The sequence below is a fragment of the Klebsiella sp. I138 genome, from assembly GCF_051131765.1.
Lineage (GTDB): Bacteria > Pseudomonadota > Gammaproteobacteria > Enterobacterales > Enterobacteriaceae > Klebsiella.
Window position 1 is genome coordinate 5,287,352 of sequence record NZ_CP180447.1, and the last position, 18,074, is coordinate 5,305,425.

Sequence of the window (18,074 nt, forward strand, 5' to 3'; positions counted from 1 at the left end):
TGAACACCACGCCCGTGTCATTTCAATGAATGTGGGTGCAAGCCTTAAGCCCGGGTTAATTATAATCACGGATAGCTTCTGGCTTCCTGAATAAATCCGGCTTTAGACATACAGTCTTTAAAGAAAACATTCCTGATATCTTTATTTAGATCAGTTGCATAATAACTTTTGCTGCTTTCTTTTTCATTCTTGTTCTTATCTTTTGTGCTTTTTGTACGGTAATTTTCCTGATAAATTTGACGATCTGGCGGTAGTTCTCTATAAGCCTGAGCCTGACATGCGTATTCATATCGTTGTGAGTTTTCTGAAGATCCATCAGCTTTTATCCAATGGTAAGAAACACATCCTAATAAATTAAAAATAGAAATTACAAATATCAATCTCTTCATTTCACTGCTCGTGTTGTCAATAATAAAATTATTGAAGCTCAGATTGGCACCAAAAACAACTTAAGTAATCTTTGTGAAGTTAAACTGTTTGTTATTACTTGAGCGACGAAAATAAATCGCTACTTCTCATTTTTACAACAATAAACCAAAGAAAAGTTAAGTTTAAATTCGAGAAGAAAATAACGTATTATCAATATGCTTTTAAATTAATTGGCAATACTAGCTTCTGATTAGATTCTATTGTTGTTAAAAGGATATGTTATGGAAATTGTTAAAATTGATAGGACAACCGCAATTGAGTTTAAAAAAACAACGGGGAAAGTACTCTCTGTCAATCAAGAACATGTCACTGAGGTGTCAAGTCACGGGGGTAATTCAAGCGCAATAAGCTCTAATACTATTTTAGTGACTCGGATTCTTTTAGAGTTAGCTAATGCAAGGCAAGTATCATACACAATGAAATGTAATAATCTTATGGTGTTTGAAAATCAGATAATAACAGTCATTGAAGGTAGGGTTTATAAGAAAAATACCTATTTAAAACCGATTTTGATGGTTAATCATTCCATGGGTAATTATTTCATTGATTTTGATCCTATAAATATGGGGTATACTGCAAAGGTTATTATTATACCATTCGTCGTGTCGATAATTTCACCTTTTATTATTGGTGTGGGGGATTTTATTTACCATTGGATGTTAAAGGGTGAAGACAGCGTTGGTTCCTTCTTCGGTGGTATTATGACGGGGCTAGAAATTTTTTCCACCTGTCTTTTTTTTGCTGCTTGTTACTTCATTTATTTGCCGATAAAAATAAAAAGACTAAATAAAAAAGTTGAGGGCATCTACAGGAGATTAGCTAATGATACTTTAAATACGCACATTTAAAGCTCTTAAAATTGACTCTTTTGGTTAAGTTGAATTCATCGATTTACTTCTGTTTTTATTTACCGTAAAAACGGGTGCTCTTCCGGATTGAAATATAAAATCATTCTCATGGGTGCCTGTAATTACAGAAGGTTTTTTGCCTGACTTCAACAAAGTGGAGGGTGATGGTTTTTTATTTACTGCATATCAAGGTATCACCACTTAATACATAGGTGTCGGTAATTGAAAGGGGTGTTTTTCATTGAAATACAGCTTTTTGACAATGATTGATTTAGGTTGTCAATATATGTATGGCATTATTATAATGCTGAGATTCATATAAAATAAGCTCCAAAACGATAATTGCTTCAGAGCGTTCTGCAAATTCACCTGGAACGACTAGACTTTATTTTCGCAATCTGACCTCGTGCGTCATATCCTGCAGTATTTTCTTCAGCCAGTGGGTTACATCCCGCTTACCGCTGCGCTTATGAGAGTAAATTTTCACTTCAAACGGTGGTATCTCAAAAGGTAGGGGGAAAATCTTGATATCTGCTGCCGGAAGCAACTTCTCGGCGGCAAAGCGGGGGATGGCCATCAGCAGGTCGCTTTCCGCCACAATAAATGGTGCGCTGAGCATCGACGGCGTTTTAATGGTGGTCTGACGGGAATATCCCATCAGTTCCAGCTGCAAATCCAGAACCCCCAACTTCTCATTCCAGGGTGTCACGACCAGATGCCGGGCGGCGAGATAATCCTCCAGCGTCAGCGCGGTTCGGCGGGTGTTACTGATGACAACATATTGATCTTCGAACCAGCTGAGCTCATCCAGCTCCGGATGTCGGATATCTTCTGCCGTGCTGAATCCAAGCGCCAGATCCACTTCCCCCGCCAGCAATTCGGTTAACGCCGGGCTGTGCGGCAGATAGCGCAGCTCAAAGCGCAGGCCCGGCGCGGCATGCTGCAGCGTATGCATCAGGGCCGGGAAAATACAGAACGCGGTAAAATCGGTAATCGCAATGTGTAAACACTCGGTACTGCTGGCGGCTTCAAATTTCGGCTGGGGCGCCAGTTCCTGGTTCAGAAGTTTCAGCGCCGCTGCAAGGGTCGGTGCAAGCTGTATGGCATACACGCTGGGGCACATCCGGTGGCCTTCCCGATAAAATAACGGGTCATTGAGGGAGAGCCGTAGCCGCGATAATGCATGGCTCAATGCGGATGTGCTCATCGCCAGCTCATCCGCCGCCAGGCGAACGGAACGATGACGATAAATCGCATCAAAAACAGGCAGAAGGTTTAAATCAATACGCCGTAGGGCCGGATGCATAATATTCATCAATATGTGATTTCATTGCACTTAATTCTCCTGACAATAACCCTTATGCTTAGCGCCATCAATGTTCACGCCAGACAGCAATGACAGGAAGAATTATGAGCATCAGGATTCGCCAGGCCCGCCCGGAAGATGTCAGCACAATTTACAATATGATCTATGAACTAGCGGTATACGAAAAAGCCCCAGAGCAGGTCGTTACCACGCCAGACGAGATCCGCGAAACACTCTTTGGCGCAGACAGTAAGACCGAAGCGCTGATCTGCGAAATTGACGGAACATCAGTAGGCTATGCCGTCTTCTTTACCAGCTACTCCACCTGGCTTGGACGCAATGGGATCTATATGGAAGATTTGTATATTTCCCCTGAACATCGTGGCAAAGGGGCGGGTAGGGCGATGCTGAAGCATATCGCGCAATGCGCCGTGCAACGACAGTGCGGGCGCCTTGAATGGAGCGTACTGGACTGGAACCAGCCCGCCATCGATTTTTACCTGAGCATCGGAGCGTTGCCGCAATCTGAGTGGGTACGCTACCGCCTGGATGGTGAAGCTCTGCTGAAGTTTGCTGAATGAATCTCGGATAAGTGAAGAAAACTCCGCTGAAGCGGAGTTTGTTGGATTGGAAAGTTTACGGCGCCAGATAGACCTGCGGAATGGCAACGTCCGGATGTTCACCCATGCGTACCTCAGCGCCGTACCAGCGGCTAATCACCGACTGGCGAATAACTTCCTGCGGCGTTCCCTCTGCTACCAGCTGCCCCTGATGCAACAGCAGGATGCGGTCTGCCCACAGCGCGGCGAGGTTGAGGTCGTGCAACACCACGCAGACGTGCAGCAGACCGCTGCGGGTCAGCCGTTTTAACAGACGCAGCAGATGCTGTTGATAGTAAAGATCCAGCGCCGAGGTAGGCTCGTCGAGAAACAACCAACCCTGCGGGGCACTTTCATGCCACAGCTGGGCGAGGCAGCGGGCCAGTTGAACTCGCTGCTGTTCCCCCCCGGAAAGTGAAGGGTAGCGTCTGCCCGCCAGGTGGTCGCAGCCGGTTTCTCCCATTACCTGCTGAATCATCTGCGGATCGGGGTTGTTGCCCCACGGAGAGCGTCCCATGGCAATGACCGATTCCACCGGCCAGTCGGCATGAAGCTGCGTGCGTTGCAGCATCACCGCCCGGCGACGGGAGAGCGCCTGTGGCGTCCAGCTTTCCAGCGGGCGGCCTTCCACATGACGTTCACCCTCGTTCGGGGATAAGAAACCGGTCAACAGTCGGAGCAGCGTTGACTTACCGGCGCCGTTAGGGCCAATGAGCGCGGTCATTTCTCCGCCGGAGAGCCGGATCGAAACATCGTCGATCACCCGACGTTTGCCCAGATGCAGGGAGAGCGATGTGGCGGTATAGGCGGTATCACGATTATCCATACGTTGCCCTCTGCTGGCGGAAAATCAACCACAAAAACCACGGCGCGCCGAGCAGGCTGGTCAGCAGACCAACCGGCATTTCCGCAGGAGCTGCGACGGTGCGGGCGAGCGTATCGGCCAGCAGCAATAGGATAGCGCCGGCCAGCAGTGAACCTGGCACCAGGGCGCGGTGGTCCGGTCCCAGCCACATTCGCATCAGGTGCGGAACCACCAGGCCGATAAAGCCAATCACACCGCTTATCGCCACCGAAGAGGCCACCAGCAGTGCGCTACACAGCAGCAGTAGCCGCTGTAATGCCCGGACGTTAATTCCCAGGTAGTGGGCTTCTTCGTCACCGAGCTGGAGCAGATTAAGGCGGGATGCCATCAACCAGACGATCGCCGAAGCGGGGATCATTAAGGTGGCCGCCACCAGCAGCGTGGACCACTCGGCCTGACCGAGGCTGCCCATACCCCACAGCGAAAGCTGGCGCAGCTGGGTATCGTTGCTGATCCACGCCAGCATACCCACCAGCGCGCCGCACAGGGCGTTAATGGCGATGCCGACCAGCAGCAGGCGCGAGAGCGAACTTTCACCGGCTCTGCTGAGGATAAAAATCACCATCATTACCGCCAGACTACCGATAAACGCCGCCAGCATCGGCGCATACAGCGCCACCAGCACCGGAACCGACAGCGGCAGGACCAGCCAGCAGGCCACCGCCAGCGCCGCGCCGCTGCTGATCCCCAGCAGACCGGGATCGGCCAGCGGGTTGCGGAACAATCCCTGCATGACGCAGCCGGAAAGCGCCAGCGCGGCACCGACCAGCAGGGCCAGCAGGACGCGCGGCAGGCGAATGGTGAACCAGATATGACGCAGCACGTCATCCCCTGGTGGCCACAGACTGGTGAGCGGCAGATGCATTGCGCCGAGGGTGGTCGCGAATACCGTCAGGCTCACCAGCAGCAGCGTCATTAACCACAGCTGGCGAGAAAGGGTGGGGCGCATCAGGGAAGCTGCTCCGCTTTTTTCCGCAGCTCGCTAACCGCCTGTGGCGTTCGCGGGCCAAAGCCGAGCAGGGCCATATCGTCAATCACCAGCACCTGCTTATTGCGACCGGCCGGCGTTTGCGCCAGGCCCGGAAGCTTCCATAGCCCGGCTTCGCCGCCCATACCTTTAAGTCCGTCAGCGGAAATAACCACCAGGTCCGGCAGGCTGGCGACCACTCCTTCCTGAGACATACTGCGGTAATGGTCGAATTCCTGCATCGCATTCTGTAGACCAGCGGCATGAATGGCGCCATCTGCCGCAGTCTTTTTACCGGCGACCATGGTATTCATTCCCCCGTGGCTGAGAATAAACAGCACCCGCTTGTCGATAGGCTGCGTTGGGATCTGTGCTATCTGCGTGGCGACGGCGTGGCGCAGGGCGTCGCCCTCAGCCTGCTTACCCAGTGCGACGGCGACCGCGGCGATTTTATTATCAATCGCTGCCAGATCGTCACCACCCGGGATATTGACCACTTTCACCTGGCTGTCCTGCACCTTTTGCAAAACCAGCGAGGGCTGGGCCTGCGCGCTCGCCAGAACGATCGTCGGGCGCAATGACAGGATCCCTTCGGCGTTAAGCTGGCGTATATAGCCAACGTCCGGCAGCGAACGGGCGGCGGCAGGCCAGGTGCTGGTGCTGTCTTTGGCGACCAGCTGCTGTTGCGCATCCAGGGCATAGACGATTTCCGTGACATCGCCGCCGAGAGAAATGATCCGTTCGGCAGCGGCGCTGGCAAACAGCGGAAGGGCGGCAAACAACATCAGCCAGCGCTTCATGCGGTCTGCCCTTCCGTCGTCAGGCGGTCAACCTGGCTGCGCCACGTCGCCTGTTCCGGGTGCCCTTCGCTACGCTGACCGTACAGCTGAGCGATTTGCGTACCGTCCTGAGCAAACAGCTCCACGCTGGTGACGTGGCCATCTGAGGTCGGCTTACGTGTGACCCAGATTTCATCAAGGCTGTCTTCGCGCAGGTGCAGGGTAAAAGCAGTATTGAAGATGTTGAGCCAGCCGCGCATCGGGGCCAGCTTTTCCAGGACGCCGGTGAAAATTTGCACGCAGCCGCGGTTGCCAACAAAAATCATGATCTCATTGCCCTCTTCGCGGATGTTTTCCAGCAGGCGCGGCAGGGCATCGTTGTCGATACGGCAGGCCAGGTCATCGCTGACCAGGCGGAAAGCCTGCTGGCGGGAGAGGTTGTATTTTCGCAACAGCCCGAAGAACTGATGGACGTCAGTCATGGCACGCCATTCATTTTCCAGCGCCGCGCCGTCGGCGGAATCCGCGTAGCGGGGAGCATCGACCGGACGGATGGCCAGCGGTGCCGGGTCGGCATGTGTCTGCCCGGCAATCAGCGCATCCCACGCGGCCATATCAGTCTGAGCGGTCACGTAGACTTTCAACAGCGCGTCGCCGTGGTGGTCGAAGAACTGAATGCTCTGGCGACCGTTATCAGTGAGATGGAACGCGCTGGCCCACTGGCTGAGGAACAGGCGCAGATCGAGCGCGCGTGGGTTCAGCACCAGCCCGGCGTGGCCGCTGAGATGTTGATGAGTAAACTGGCCCACCTGCTCATGCACCGCATATTCATTGCGGCAGATGCATTTGGTCTCGCCGACGGTTTCCAGCCCGGCGATGATTGCCCGTACGTCGTCCTGCAGGCGAACCGCGTCGCGGCCAACGCGAGCGGCGGTTAATTCCGCTTCGCTGATACCCATTTCTGCGGCGATATCGCGGGCATATTTACCGGAAGCCTGCGCTTTCGTGGTCTGGTAGCGCTGCCACAGTTCGTTTTGGTTATTTTGCATGATTCACATCCTTCTCTACGATGAATATCCCCGGCCGAGGCCAGGGAGCAGGTTTATCCCCGTCGTCTTTCAATATGCCGGTGGAGAGGCGCACTTCGGGCCTGAGTCCGCGCATCGGGACTCGCCCTGCTGCTGCCAACGGCATACTGAAATCCAGAGGGTTTATTATTTTCCAGGCGATCAGAAATCGACGTTGACGCCCAGTTGCCAGGTCCGGCCCGGCATCGTCGCCAGCGCTTTATCGTAGGCGTCCTGATTGGTTGACGTCTCAATATTGCGGCTGCTCAGATAATCCCAGTACTGACGATCGGTAATGTTGTAAACGCCGCCGTTCAGACGCACGTTTTTCGCGACTTGCCACCAGGCCGTCAGGTCCAGCATGCCGTAGCCAGGGACGCGCATATATTCGCTGGAAGAGTCGGTAATGGCGGAACCCGTGTTGGTATAGCTTTCGCGGTTGGTCGCATTGGCCTGCTTTCCTTTCACGAAGGTCGCGGTCAGCGCAGTCCCGTAACGTTTCGCCGGATCATCCCAGGCTACGCCCACGATAGCTTTCATCGGGGCAACGCTGTCGAGGTCGATATATTTGTCGCCGAGATAGCTGGATTTCGATTTCCCTTCACTATAGCCGTAGGCCAACGTTGCGCTCAGGCCATTAACCTCTTCAAACCAGGTACCAAAGTTAAATTTGGCACTGATTTCGCCGCCGTAGATAAAAGCCTTATCGCGGTTTTCCGCCTGATAAATCGTATAGATATTCGACGGGACGTTGGTGAAGTGGTCCGGATTGCCAGAACGGGTGTAGCGGCTATAGGCGATGAAGTTCTTGTAATTGTTGTAGAACAGCGCGGTGCGCATCGTGATCCCTTCGACCACTTCGCCTTTTAAGCCCCATTCGAAGTTGTCGCTGGTTTCCGTGTTCAGATCGGTGTTACCAATCAACGCATACTGCGCTCGTCCGGCGTAGCTGGAACCGAGGTTCCAGGAACCGTACAGCTGGCTGGCGTTCGGGAACTCGGCGCCGCGCTTATACTGCAGGTAGGTCATAGTACGTGGAGAGATATCGTACTGGAATGTTAAGGACGGGAGCACCTGCGTATCGGAGTTTTTACCGTACAGGCTGGCGACGGAGGACTCCGTTAACACGCTGCTGTTGGTGGTCAGATCGCCCAGGTTCTCCGGTTTGGTGGATTGATGCACCACGCGTACGCCCGGGATCACAGCAAAGTTGTGGCTGTCGAGATCGAAGTTGATCTTATCCTGAACGAATCCGCCCAGCGTGTAGCCCCGGCTGTCGGCTTCCGGCTGCATGATTTCGCTGTAGATACTCGGAACCGGCGACTGGCTGAACGGGCGCTGGGTTTTGGTGGTGCTGGCGTTAAGCCCGGCGCTCAGGTCGTGGCGGCCGATGGATTTTGCCAGCGCGGTCTGAATGCCCCAGGTATCGGTATCGTAGTTGGAGTTGACCGTTTCCATCGCGCCGGTGGTGCTGTCCGGCATCCAGGTCCAGTCATGGGCCTCGGTATGCTGGTAGTAGACTTTGGTCGACATGCTGTCGAGGTAGTCATTCATCGGCGTCCAGTCATCTTTCAGGCTGAGGCCCCAGCGACGTGTCTGGCTGGTTTGGTTGGCATCGCCAATGATGCTGTTGCCGCTGCTATCCCAGCTATCAAAATGGGTGTGGTTGGTTTTATGGTAGTAGTCGAGCGTGCTGGTCAGCTTATGTTCATCATTCGGCTGCCAGATGCCGGAGGCCATAAACGCGTCGGAGTGCCAGTTGGCCGGATAGGCGTCAATCGTGTCGCTGTTATTCTCGGTTTCCTGACCGTCGCGGCGGCTGTAGACAAAAATACCGCGCAGGGTTTCATCACCGCCAGCTACCGTCACACCGTTATGCCAGCTGCGGTCAGCAGAGTCGTAGCCGCTCTGGTAGCCGAATGCGCTGGTTTTCCCCGGACGCAGGTAGTCATCGGCGGATTTCGGCTGGAAGGAGACATTCCCGCCGATAGAGGCGTTGGCCGTTTCCGTCGAGGTTGCGCCGGACTGGATATCGACGCTGCCATACATATACGGGTCGATGTAATCACGACCGATGCCAAACGTATTCAGGCCGGCCCGGCCAACGTAGCCACGTCCGGTTGCATCTGGCTGCGCGATACCGTCGACGTCAATGCCGACGCGGTTGCTTTCCAGGCCGCGAATGTTATAACCGGTATAGCCGCCGCGGTCGAAGCCGCTTTTGCCGTTCCCTGAGCCGCCGCTGGCGCCGGTCGCGCCGATCAGCGGTTCGTAACGCATGATAGAGCCAAAATCTTTGGCCCCTTTATCCTGCAGCTCCTGCGCGCTGACCGAGTGTTCGCTGCCGGCTTTGAGCACGGGGGCTGGCGCCGTGACGGTCATCTGCTCGGTAGTATCCGATGATGCATCGCTGGTGGCGATGGGTGTGGTGGTGTCTGCTGCCCCGGCGGTAGTCTGATAGATTGCTGCAAGCAATGAAGTCACCAGCAGGCTTTTCTTAAACCAGGTCGGTGATTGAGTGGATTTATACATAGTAGCCACGCCTTGATAATTATTAGTATCGGCTCACGCGTTACTTCCAGATTTGCAGGCGAGTCCCGTTGCTTCCCTAAGCGGACTCTTTTTCTCCATGATTATTGATTGCGAATGGTAATGATAGGTATTATCGTTTGCAACAAAATAATCATTTATTCCTCATTTAATCTGCAACTTGTTTACAATTTGCCCTTACAAATACAGTGAGAAAGTCATGAGTCATAAAGCCGCGATCGTCATCAACTACTGTTCCCAATGCAACTGGATGCTACGCGCCAGCTGGATGGCACAGGAGTTGCTGCATACGTTCAGTACCGATATTGGCTCGGTCACGCTGGTGCCCGGGACCGGTGGCATCTTCACCATTACCGTCGATGACGTACAAATCTGGGACCGCAAACAGGATGAAGGCTTCCCGGATGCGGCGGAACTTAAGCGTCGGGTACGTGATGTCTGCTTCCCGGAGAAGTCGCTGGGCCACGTTGATAAGCCCGCTGAACCGGTGTGAGGGCAGGGGAAAACGGCTGCGTCAAATGACTTAAAGGTGTATTATTTTTGCATCTTTATTGACGGGGAAGAGCAATGGCGGGTCAACGTATCGACCGGGAAAAAAAGACTATCCGCAGCATGATTTCGCTTTATCAGCGCCGCTGCCCGGACGCACAGGCCGACGCGGAGCATTACCAGGCGCTGAACGCCTATGCCGATAAGCGGCTGGATAAATGCGTGTTTGGTGAAGAGAAACCGGCTTGTAAGCAGTGTCCGGTTCACTGCTACCAGCCGGCAAAGCGTGAAGAAATGAAGCAGATCATGCGCTGGGCCGGGCCGCGAATGCTCTGGCGTCATCCGATTCTGACGATTCGTCACCTGATTGATGACCGACGCCCGGTGCCTGAACTTCCGGAAAAATACCGGCCTAAAAAATAGCGCCGGTTCACTCGACTTACGCGGTTGATGGGGCAGAGCCGGCGCTTTCCCCGGAGGCGGTGAAGGCGTTAGCCGCCCCGGACCGCTGTGGACACCGTCTGGGTTCGATTATCGCGAACTGACGTACAGACAAACGTAATAATGAATAATGCGGTAAACAACACCACGATGGTCGGCGCCGGCGCGCTATCCAGGTAAAATGACAGCCACACCCCACCCAACGAACAGCCCACGGCAATTCCTACAGCCAACAGCAGCGCGTTGATAAAACGCCTGGTCAGCAGCAGCGCAATGGCTCCGGGGGCAATCAGCAGCGAGATTGACAGAATAATCCCCACCGCTTTGAGCGTTGCCACGATGGTGAGCGCAATCATGCACAGCAGGCCGTAGTGCAGCAGGCCGCAGCGTAATCCGCTGGCCTTCGCTTGATGTGGATCGAAGGCGTGCAGCAGAAAATCGCGCCATTTCAGCCCGATAATCAGCGCGATAAGCAGGGCAATCGCCGACGTTTGTCCAATATCACTGGCGGAGATCCCCAGCATATCGCCAAACAGAATATGGTCGAGATGAACTTCGGATTGAATGGCGACATACAACACCAGCCCGGCGCCAAACATCCCGGAAAAGACAATGCCCATAATCGTATCGCGCTTGATGCGGCTGTTATCGTCGAGATACCCGGTAGCGATAGCGCAGAACAGCCCGGCAACAAAGGCGCCAATGGCGAACGGAATACCGATAATATAGGCCACCACCACGCCGGGAAAGACCGCATGACTCATCGCGTCACCCATCAATGCCCAGCCTTTTAGTACCAGAAAAACCGACAGCAGCGCGCAGGGAACGGCGACGATGACCGCCACCAGCATGGCGTTGATCATAAACGGAAATTGAAAAGGTTCGAGGATCGTGTTCAGCAGCATGAGGCCTCCCTGGCGCGGCGGCGGCTGGCCAACAGGCCGTGTTTTGGCGCAAAAACAAAGGTCGCCAGAAAGAGCAACGTCTGCGCCACGACGATAATGCCGCCGGTTGCGCCATCCAGGTAGTAACTTATCCAGGCGCCGAAAAAGCTGGTCAGGCTGCCGATGGCGACGGCAATCGCCAGCAGGCGTGGAAAGCGGTCGGTCAGTAGCCAGGCGGTCGCTCCGGGGGTGACGACCAGGCAAATTACCAGAAAGGCGCCCACGGTTTGCAATGCCGCCACCGTACAGGCTGCCAGCAGCGTGAAGAACAGCAGCTTGAGCCCGGTGGTGTTCAGACCCATGGAGCGGGCGTGGCTCTCATCGAAAAAGGTGACCATCAGATCTTTCCATTTCAGCAGCAGAATCGCCATTGAAATCAATCCTATGGCCGCCAGCTGAATGATATCTTCCGGGGCTATTGCCAGAATATTCCCGAGAATAATGGTCTGGATGTTTACCGAGGTTGGGTTGAGCGACACCATAAACAGTCCGATGCCGAAGAATGACGAAAAAATCAGGCCGATAATGGCATCCTCCTTGAGCTTCGAACGTTGGTTGAGAAACAGCATGCTGCCCGCCGCCAGCCCACCGGAGAGAAATGCACCGAGAGCGAAGGGCAGGCCGAGCATATAAGCCCCTGCGACGCCGGGCACGATGGAGTGGGAGAGGGCATCACCAATCAACGACCAGCCCTTCAGCATCAGGTAGCAGGAGAGAAAAGCGCACACGCCGCCCACCAGCGCCGAGACCCACATCGCATTCAACATGTACTGATAGCCGAACGGCTCGGTCAGCCAGCTCATCCTTCACCCCCCGTCGTCCGGCGGCTGATAAACGGCCGTTCATCGTCGGTAATAATCTGCTCCTCACCGCCGCTGAGTACCACGTGGCGCAGCACGCCGCCGAATGCGAGTTCGAGATTCCTGGCGCTAAAGGTTGTCTCCGTCGGCCCGCTGGCCAGAATGGTGCCTTTGACCATCACCGTGTAATCGCAAAACTCGCTCACCGAGCCGAGGTTGTGAGTCGAGACCAGCATGGTGCAGCCGTCGCTACTGAGCTCACGCAGCAGTGCGATGATCTGCGCTTCAGTCTGGACGTCAACGCCGGTAAACGGCTCGTCTAGCAGAATAACTTTACCCTGCTGGGCGATAGCGCGGGCAAGGAACACCCGTTTCTTTTGTCCGCCGGACAGCTCACCGATTTGCCGGTGGCGATAGTCGCTCATCCCGACGCGGGCCAACGCTTCATCAACGATCTCGTGGTCGCGAGCTTTGGCCCGCCGCAGCCAGCCCATGTGCCCGTAGCGGCCCATCATGACGACGTCCTCCACCAGTACCGGAAAGGACCAGTCAACGTCCTCGGATTGCGGGACATAGGCCACCAGGTTCTGGCGCAGCGCGCGATGAACCGGCTGGCCGAGAATCGCAATCTCGCCGTGGGCCAGACGAACAAAGCCCATCAGCGCTTTAAACAGCGTCGATTTTCCTGAACCGTTTATTCCCACCAGCGCAGCAATCGAGCCGCGCGGTACGCTGAAAGTGGCATCGTGCAGCGCGGTGTGGCCATTGCGATAGGTCACGCTGACCTGGTTGACCGAGAGGCCGGGGAAATCAGAACTCATGGCTGTTTCCTCATCCCGTCGTTGATACCCTGGACGATGGTTTGCGTGGTGACGCGCAGCAGATCCAGGTAGGTCGGCACCGGGCCATCGGCGGCGCTCAGAGAGTCAACATACAGCACGCCACCATAGTGGGCACCGGCTTCCCGCGCCACCTGGCGCGCCGGTTTATCAGAAATGGTGCTTTCACTAAAGAGGGTCGGGATATGCTCTTTTTTCATAATATCGATAGTTTTACGTACCTGCTGTGGCGTCCCCTGCTGGTCGGCATTGATTGGCCACAGATAGCGCTCTTTCAGTCCGTTATCCCGGGCCAGATAGGAGAACGCCCCTTCGCTGGTGATCAGCCAGCGCTTCTCTTGCGGCAGTTTTGCCAGTTCCGCCTTCAGCGGCGCCATGGTTTGACGGATTTTCTCTTTATAGGCGGCAGCATTCTGACGATAGGTCTCCGCGTTTTCAGGGTCATACTTCACGAGCGCATCCCGGATGTTATCGACGTAGATCAGAGCATTATCCGCTGACATCCACGCATGAGGGTTGGGCTTGCCGTTATAGGGGCCTTCGCTAATCCCCATCGGCTGAACCCCCTGGCTGACCACGACTTCCGGCACCCCGCTCAGATGCTGATAAAAGCGCGCGAACCACAGTTCAAGATTCAGACCGTTGGTGAGGATCAGCTGCGCCCCCTGGGCGCGTTTAATATCGCCAGGTGTCGGCTGGTATTCGTGGATCTCGGCGCCGGGTTTGGTAATCGAGCTGACCTGCGCCGCTTCGCCGGCGACGTTTTGCGCCATATCGGCAATCACCGTAAACGTGGTGATCACTTTGAATTTTTCGCTGGCCTCAGCCGGGGCGATCGCCAGCAGGCCGAGCATAGCGGTAAAGATCAGGTGCTTCAGAGGCGGCAGGTGCAGCATAGGATCCCTCACGATAATGTGGTTAATTAATCATCTGTTATAGCAATTGCTATGTTATATAGCACAGGCTATTTATAAATGAAAATGATTATTATTTAGATGGTGGGGAGGATGATTGGCGAAAACCGACGGTATTGGGATGACTCGCGGCCGGGAGAGAGCGGGTGGCAGGTAAAGTGAGAGAAGGAAAACGCGCCCGGCAGCGTGACTTTAGCCGGGCAGGAGAATATCAGGAAATATCCGCGACCGACTGGCGTGGGATCAGGCGACCCGCCAGCGTCCGCCCTTCGGTGGCAAACGCCGGACGTTCATCAATCAGGCTGCGGATGCGCTGAAGGCAGTTTTCCATCAGCTGTTCCAGCGGCCAGGAGATGCAGGTCAGCGGCGGATAGAGCAGCGAGGCCAGAGGGGAGTCCTCCAGACTCAGCAGCGATACCTCCTGTGGAACGGCAATATTGAATTCCCGCATCAGGCGCATCGCTTCCGCAGCGAAGCGGTCGCGTTTAACGATAATGACTGAATATTTGCTGAAGCTGTTAATCAGCGTCAGCAGCGCCTGCTCAACGTCATCATTCGCCGTTAGTACCAGCTGTCGGTTGAAAGGGATGGAGTAGTTTTGCAGCACATTACGATAGCCTTCCAGCATCTGGCGGCTGGCATCATCGCCGTCGTTATCGGTGAGAAGCGCAATATTGCGATGGCCTTTACCAATGACGTAGCGGCAGGCGCTTTCAGTGGCAAAAGCATAGTCGTAACCCTGATTGTTAACGCCAGCGATGCTAAAGCGGTCAAAGGAGATGACGTTGCGTGGTGCATCCAGTGGGATTGCACCGAGCACGACGACAGCGACGCACTGGCGCTGCAGGTCGTCGATGACCGCAGCCTGTTCGGTGGCATCCGTTACATACTGCACAATCAGGTTTTTATTCAGATTTTTAAGCGCCAGAGAAAGTAAGGGAAGCAGGCGTGCGCTGCTGCTTTCGTCGCGTATCGGAAGTACCAGACCGACATGATTGGATGATTGACTGGCGAGGTTTTGCGCGGCAAAGCTTGGGCGATAGTTGAGCTCCTCAACTGCGCGCAGAACGGCTTCCCGACTCTCTTCGCGCACGCCTCGGGTGCCGGTCAGCACGCGGGATACCGTCGCTCTCGAGACATTCGCTAATCTTGAAACATCATCAATCGTTGGCATGGTATTTTCTGCTTAAATATTTTCGCTTAGCTTAACATACCTGCTGAAAAAGTGTCATCGCGAGCGGTCCCCTGCATTGGCCAGAACCGGCAGCCAGGCCGCGCCGCGCACGCCGCTGGCATCGCCGAAGCGGGCCGGTTTGATCTGCGTTCTGCAACCATCGGAAAACAGGTACGGGACGATAGCGTCAGGCAGATCCTCGTAAAGCTGTTCAACGTTCGACAGGCCGCCGCCCAGCACAATGACCTGCGGGTCAAGAATATTGATCACCGAGGCCAGGCTGCGGGCAAACGCATCGATAAAGTGTTGCCAGTGGGCCTGGGCTCGGGCATCACCTTCCTGTGCGGCCTGAATGATGGTTTCTGCCCGCGCTGCTTCGCCGTAGCGGCGGGCGAAACCGGTGCCGGAGAGAAAGCTTTCAATGCAGTTTTCTTTGCCACAGTAGCAGGGCTGAGCCGGGCCATCGCGTTCAGGCGTGTAGCCCGGCAGCGGGTTATGCCCCCATTCGCCGACAATTGCATTGGGTCCGCTCAGCAGCTGTTGATTCACGGCGATACCGCCGCCGCAGCCGGTACCGATAATCACGCCAAATACCGTGTGTGCCCCCGCGCCGGCGCCATCGACGGCTTCAGAAAGCGTAAAGCAGTCGGCATCATTGGCCATCCACACCGGCTGGCCGAGCCGTTGTGTCAAATCGCGGCGCAGGTCTTGGCCGTTCAGGACCAGGCAGTTGCAGTTTTTAATCAGACCACTTTGCGGATCGACGGCTCCCGGCAGGCCGATGCCGAGGGAAAACGGGCGTTCGCTCCAGTCGCGAACATCGTCGATCAGGCGGGTCAGTTGCAGCATAAATGCGTCATAGCTCTCTTTATGCGTTGGACGGCGCTGGCGATAGACGCAGTCGCCGGACGCGTTGAGCAGCACGGCTTCCATTTTGGTGCCGCCGATATCTAAACCAAGATGTAGCATGATGTCCTCGAAGGTTTTTCTCTCACCTTGCCACGCGCTTACGCAGCAAGGTGAGGGAGAGTTATGCGTGCAGCGGGCGTGAACGGTAGACCGCAATCAGTTCAGCGATCAGCTCTTTCGCCAGAATGGACGTCATCAGATGATCCTGGGCATGGACCATGACCAGCGTCATTTTGGTCTTCCCTTCGCCCTCGTCGGCCTCGATAAGCCGGGTCTGGACAAGATGCGCTTCACGGGAGAAATGCGCCGCTTCTTTCATTTTCTCATCGGCGCCAGCAAAATCGCCCTCTTTGGCACAGCTCAGCGCTTCGTAACACAGGCTACGAGCTTGCCCGGCGTTGATGATAATGCCCATAACCTGTTCTTCTAATTCCATAGCAAACCTCAAAATGGGATGAATTAAGCGGTACGGATAGCGCCGTCTGCCTGCGCAGCCGCGTTGTCGTGTTCCTGCAGCAGCAGCTGCTTTTCGTAGGCTTTCAGGAACGGCATGTACATCACCATTGCGGTTGCCATACAAATCAGACACATGATCACCGGGCTAAAGCTCCAGTTTGCCGCCCACGAGGCGCCGACGGGAGCCGGAGTGGTCCACGGCGTCATCGATACCACGCGGCTGACCAGATCCAGCTTCAGCGCAAACCAGGCGAGGGTGGCGTTAACCATCGGCACCAGCACGAATGGCAGGAAGAACAGCGGATTCATAATGATCGGTGCGCCGAACAGGATGGGTTCGTTGATGTTAAACACGCCCGGGACAACGCCCATCCGCCCGATGGTGCGCAGATGTACCGCTTTACTGCGTAACAACATCAAGGCCAGCGGCAATGTCGAGCCCACGCCGCCAATCAACAGATAGTGATCCCAGAAGCCCTGGACGTAAATGTGGGGGATCGCCGTACCGGCGGCCATGGCAGCCTGGTTAATTGACAGGTTGGCCATCCAGAACGGATTCATAATTCCGGTCACGATCAGCGCCCCGTGGATCCCGGCAAACCACAATACCTGGCACACCAGCACCGACAGCAGAATCGCCGGTAGCGTATCGGAGGCGGCAACCAGTGGTTTCACCAGCGACATGATCGCTTCTGGAATGATCATCCCCAGTTGAGCTTCGATAAACAGGTTGAGCGGGTGCAGGGTCAGCACGATTGCCAGCACCGGGATCAGAATCTCAAACGATCGGGCAACGCCGGCCGGGACTTCAGGAGGCAGGCGGATGGTTATGTTGTGCCGCTTGAGAAAGGCATACAGTTCGGTGGAATAAATCGCCACCAGAATGGCGGTAAAGATCCCCTGGCCTGAGAAGTAGGCCGTCGAGATTTGCCCGTCCTTTAGCGGTGCCGCAACCAGCAGGAATGACATCAGCGAGAGCATACCTGCGGTCAGCGAATCCAGGTTATGGTGCTTTGCCAGACTGGCGGCGATCCCGACGGCAATAAACAAAGTCATGACCCCCATGCTGAAGTGAAAAGGCAGCATCAGCGCATCGCGGTGGTCAAGAGAGAATTGCAGCCAGGCGTGGGCAAATCCCCAACTGGTATCGGGTGAAAACGGCGGGAAGATAAAGACCAGCAGGAAAGAGCCGACGATCATAAACGGCAGCGCGGTGATAAAACCGTCGCGGATCGAGGTGACGTATTTTTGCTGGCCGATAGCGCCAGCCATCGGGGTAATTTTTTGTTCGATGACGGCGATCAATTTAGCGTACAGAGTGCTCATGATCTTTCCTTAGTTTTTGTTATCAATCAGAGAGATCGCAAAATCCAGTACGGCGCCGCCTTTCTGCATGCCGTAATCCATCATGTTGATGGGTTCAACGCGGATCCCGTATTTATCGGCCTGTTGTTGCAGATCCTTCTGCATGTATTTCACCTGTGGGCCAAGCAGCACGACCTGATATTTTCCGACCTGATCGGCAAATTCGGCGACGCCAAAGGCATTGATCTCGACGGGGAGGCCACGTTGCTCCGCTTCGGCGATCATTTTCTTCATCAGCAGGCTGGTGGACATACCCGCTGAACAGCACAACATTATCTTTTTCATATACCGCTCCTGGTGAGTTGGATGTGCGGACTATAGTCATAACGGATA

General features: G+C 54.9%; 20 protein-coding genes. 4 read left to right on the top strand and 16 right to left on the bottom strand.

Translation table 11 applies throughout. The features are described 5' to 3' along the window. Positions 1–65 precede the first annotated feature (65 nt). On the bottom strand, positions 66–389 hold the full coding sequence (locus tag ACMYSK_RS24745; RefSeq protein ID WP_434639093.1) for a hypothetical protein: 324 nt from the start codon (positions 387–389) through the stop codon (positions 66–68). A 261-nt stretch (positions 390–650) separates the two neighbouring features. Here ACMYSK_RS24745 and ACMYSK_RS24750 point away from each other — a divergent pair, with 261 nt between their 5' ends. Then, positions 651–1,277, top strand: coding sequence for a hypothetical protein (locus ACMYSK_RS24750; protein ID WP_434639094.1), 627 nt, complete (start codon positions 651–653; stop codon positions 1,275–1,277). A gap of 385 nt (positions 1,278–1,662) precedes the next feature. On the opposite strand, the gene ACMYSK_RS24755 is transcribed toward ACMYSK_RS24750, so the two are convergent. Next, positions 1,663–2,595, bottom strand: coding sequence for a LysR family transcriptional regulator (locus ACMYSK_RS24755; RefSeq protein WP_434639095.1), 933 nt, complete (start codon positions 2,593–2,595; stop codon positions 1,663–1,665). A gap of 92 nt (positions 2,596–2,687) precedes the next feature. Here ACMYSK_RS24755 and ACMYSK_RS24760 point away from each other — a divergent pair, with 92 nt between their 5' ends. Then, positions 2,688–3,164, top strand: a complete 477-nt coding sequence (locus ACMYSK_RS24760) for a GNAT family N-acetyltransferase (RefSeq protein WP_434639096.1) — start codon at positions 2,688–2,690, stop codon at positions 3,162–3,164. A gap of 55 nt (positions 3,165–3,219) precedes the next feature. Here ACMYSK_RS24760 and ACMYSK_RS24765 read toward each other — a convergent pair whose 3' ends face one another. The 5 genes from ACMYSK_RS24765 to ACMYSK_RS24785 all read right to left on the bottom strand — a co-directional run bounded on the left by ACMYSK_RS24765 (position 3,220) and on the right by ACMYSK_RS24785 (position 9,392). Beyond that, positions 3,220–4,008: a heme ABC transporter ATP-binding protein gene (locus tag ACMYSK_RS24765; protein ID WP_434639097.1), complete on the bottom strand. Its 789-nt coding sequence runs from the start codon at positions 4,006–4,008 to the stop codon at positions 3,220–3,222. Beyond that, positions 4,001–4,996, bottom strand: coding sequence for a FecCD family ABC transporter permease (locus ACMYSK_RS24770; RefSeq protein WP_434639098.1), 996 nt, complete (start codon positions 4,994–4,996; stop codon positions 4,001–4,003). The genes ACMYSK_RS24765 and ACMYSK_RS24770 overlap by 8 nt, the downstream gene beginning before the upstream one ends. After that, positions 4,996–5,814 (bottom strand): heme/hemin ABC transporter substrate-binding protein, encoded by an 819-nt coding sequence (locus ACMYSK_RS24775; protein WP_434639099.1) that lies wholly within the window; start codon positions 5,812–5,814, stop codon positions 4,996–4,998. The genes ACMYSK_RS24770 and ACMYSK_RS24775 overlap by 1 nt, the downstream gene beginning before the upstream one ends. After that, positions 5,811–6,842, bottom strand: coding sequence for a hemin-degrading factor (locus ACMYSK_RS24780; protein ID WP_434639100.1), 1,032 nt, complete (start codon positions 6,840–6,842; stop codon positions 5,811–5,813). The genes ACMYSK_RS24775 and ACMYSK_RS24780 overlap by 4 nt, the downstream gene beginning before the upstream one ends. Before the next feature lie 180 nt (positions 6,843–7,022). Next, positions 7,023–9,392, bottom strand: coding sequence for a TonB-dependent receptor domain-containing protein (locus ACMYSK_RS24785; RefSeq protein WP_434639101.1), 2,370 nt, complete (start codon positions 9,390–9,392; stop codon positions 7,023–7,025). A 217-nt stretch (positions 9,393–9,609) separates the two neighbouring features. Here ACMYSK_RS24785 and ACMYSK_RS24790 point away from each other — a divergent pair, with 217 nt between their 5' ends. After that, positions 9,610–9,903: a SelT/SelW/SelH family protein gene (locus ACMYSK_RS24790; protein ID WP_434639102.1), complete on the top strand. Its 294-nt coding sequence runs from the start codon at positions 9,610–9,612 to the stop codon at positions 9,901–9,903. Positions 9,904–9,977: 74 nt separating this feature from the next. After that, positions 9,978–10,322, top strand: coding sequence for a nitrous oxide-stimulated promoter family protein (locus ACMYSK_RS24795; protein WP_434639103.1), 345 nt, complete (start codon positions 9,978–9,980; stop codon positions 10,320–10,322). A 68-nt stretch (positions 10,323–10,390) separates the two neighbouring features. Here ACMYSK_RS24795 and ACMYSK_RS24800 read toward each other — a convergent pair whose 3' ends face one another. The 9 genes from ACMYSK_RS24800 to ACMYSK_RS24840 form a co-directional block, all read right to left on the bottom strand. Further along, positions 10,391–11,242 (bottom strand): metal ABC transporter permease, encoded by an 852-nt coding sequence (locus tag ACMYSK_RS24800; protein ID WP_434644348.1) that lies wholly within the window; start codon positions 11,240–11,242, stop codon positions 10,391–10,393. Next, a complete protein-coding gene (gene sitC, locus ACMYSK_RS24805) occupies positions 11,236–12,087 on the bottom strand; it encodes an iron/manganese ABC transporter permease subunit SitC (protein ID WP_434639104.1) in 852 nt (283 codons plus the stop codon). The genes ACMYSK_RS24800 and sitC overlap by 7 nt, the downstream gene beginning before the upstream one ends. Further along, positions 12,084–12,905, bottom strand: a complete 822-nt coding sequence (locus ACMYSK_RS24810) for a manganese/iron ABC transporter ATP-binding protein (protein WP_434639105.1) — start codon at positions 12,903–12,905, stop codon at positions 12,084–12,086. Before ACMYSK_RS24810 ends, sitC begins: the two co-directional genes overlap by 4 nt. After that, positions 12,902–13,819 (bottom strand): metal ABC transporter substrate-binding protein, encoded by a 918-nt coding sequence (locus tag ACMYSK_RS24815; protein ID WP_434639106.1) that lies wholly within the window; start codon positions 13,817–13,819, stop codon positions 12,902–12,904. The genes ACMYSK_RS24810 and ACMYSK_RS24815 overlap by 4 nt, the downstream gene beginning before the upstream one ends. Before the next feature lie 229 nt (positions 13,820–14,048). After that, positions 14,049–15,011: a LacI family DNA-binding transcriptional regulator gene (locus tag ACMYSK_RS24820; RefSeq protein ID WP_434639107.1), complete on the bottom strand. Its 963-nt coding sequence runs from the start codon at positions 15,009–15,011 to the stop codon at positions 14,049–14,051. Positions 15,012–15,065: 54 nt separating this feature from the next. After that, positions 15,066–15,980: an ROK family protein gene (locus ACMYSK_RS24825; RefSeq protein ID WP_434639108.1), complete on the bottom strand. Its 915-nt coding sequence runs from the start codon at positions 15,978–15,980 to the stop codon at positions 15,066–15,068. A gap of 61 nt (positions 15,981–16,041) precedes the next feature. After that, positions 16,042–16,356 carry a PTS lactose/cellobiose transporter subunit IIA gene (locus ACMYSK_RS24830; protein WP_434639109.1) on the bottom strand — a complete coding sequence of 105 codons (315 nt, stop codon included), beginning with the start codon at positions 16,354–16,356 and terminating at the stop codon, positions 16,042–16,044. A gap of 23 nt (positions 16,357–16,379) precedes the next feature. Continuing rightward, a complete protein-coding gene (locus ACMYSK_RS24835) occupies positions 16,380–17,702 on the bottom strand; it encodes a PTS sugar transporter subunit IIC (RefSeq protein ID WP_434639110.1) in 1,323 nt (440 codons plus the stop codon). Between the two features lie 9 nt (positions 17,703–17,711). After that, positions 17,712–18,026: a PTS sugar transporter subunit IIB gene (locus tag ACMYSK_RS24840; RefSeq protein ID WP_434639111.1), complete on the bottom strand. Its 315-nt coding sequence runs from the start codon at positions 18,024–18,026 to the stop codon at positions 17,712–17,714. Positions 18,027–18,074 lie beyond the last annotated feature (48 nt).

Coding starts and splice junctions, on each gene's coding strand:
- ACMYSK_RS24770 (WP_434639098.1), bottom strand. CDS start 4,996: ATGCGCCCCACCCTTTCTCGCCAGCTGTGGTTAATGACGCTGCTGCTG.
- ACMYSK_RS24815 (WP_434639106.1), bottom strand. CDS start 13,819: ATGCTGCACCTGCCGCCTCTGAAGCACCTGATCTTTACCGCTATGCTC.
- ACMYSK_RS24785 (WP_434639101.1), bottom strand. CDS start 9,392: ATGTATAAATCCACTCAATCACCGACCTGGTTTAAGAAAAGCCTGCTG.
- ACMYSK_RS24745 (WP_434639093.1), bottom strand. CDS start 389: ATGAAGAGATTGATATTTGTAATTTCTATTTTTAATTTATTAGGATGT.
- ACMYSK_RS24840 (WP_434639111.1), bottom strand. CDS start 18,026: ATGAAAAAGATAATGTTGTGCTGTTCAGCGGGTATGTCCACCAGCCTG.
- ACMYSK_RS24835 (WP_434639110.1), bottom strand. CDS start 17,702: ATGAGCACTCTGTACGCTAAATTGATCGCCGTCATCGAACAAAAAATT.
- ACMYSK_RS24820 (WP_434639107.1), bottom strand. CDS start 15,011: ATGCCAACGATTGATGATGTTTCAAGATTAGCGAATGTCTCGAGAGCG.
- ACMYSK_RS24750 (WP_434639094.1), top strand. CDS start 651: ATGGAAATTGTTAAAATTGATAGGACAACCGCAATTGAGTTTAAAAAA.
- ACMYSK_RS24790 (WP_434639102.1), top strand. CDS start 9,610: ATGAGTCATAAAGCCGCGATCGTCATCAACTACTGTTCCCAATGCAAC.
- ACMYSK_RS24810 (WP_434639105.1), bottom strand. CDS start 12,905: ATGAGTTCTGATTTCCCCGGCCTCTCGGTCAACCAGGTCAGCGTGACC.
- ACMYSK_RS24765 (WP_434639097.1), bottom strand. CDS start 4,008: ATGGATAATCGTGATACCGCCTATACCGCCACATCGCTCTCCCTGCAT.
- ACMYSK_RS24795 (WP_434639103.1), top strand. CDS start 9,978: ATGGCGGGTCAACGTATCGACCGGGAAAAAAAGACTATCCGCAGCATG.
- ACMYSK_RS24825 (WP_434639108.1), bottom strand. CDS start 15,980: ATGCTACATCTTGGTTTAGATATCGGCGGCACCAAAATGGAAGCCGTG.
- ACMYSK_RS24830 (WP_434639109.1), bottom strand. CDS start 16,356: ATGGAATTAGAAGAACAGGTTATGGGCATTATCATCAACGCCGGGCAA.
- ACMYSK_RS24780 (WP_434639100.1), bottom strand. CDS start 6,842: ATGCAAAATAACCAAAACGAACTGTGGCAGCGCTACCAGACCACGAAA.
- ACMYSK_RS24760 (WP_434639096.1), top strand. CDS start 2,688: ATGAGCATCAGGATTCGCCAGGCCCGCCCGGAAGATGTCAGCACAATT.
- ACMYSK_RS24775 (WP_434639099.1), bottom strand. CDS start 5,814: ATGAAGCGCTGGCTGATGTTGTTTGCCGCCCTTCCGCTGTTTGCCAGC.
- sitC (WP_434639104.1), bottom strand. CDS start 12,087: ATGAGCTGGCTGACCGAGCCGTTCGGCTATCAGTACATGTTGAATGCG.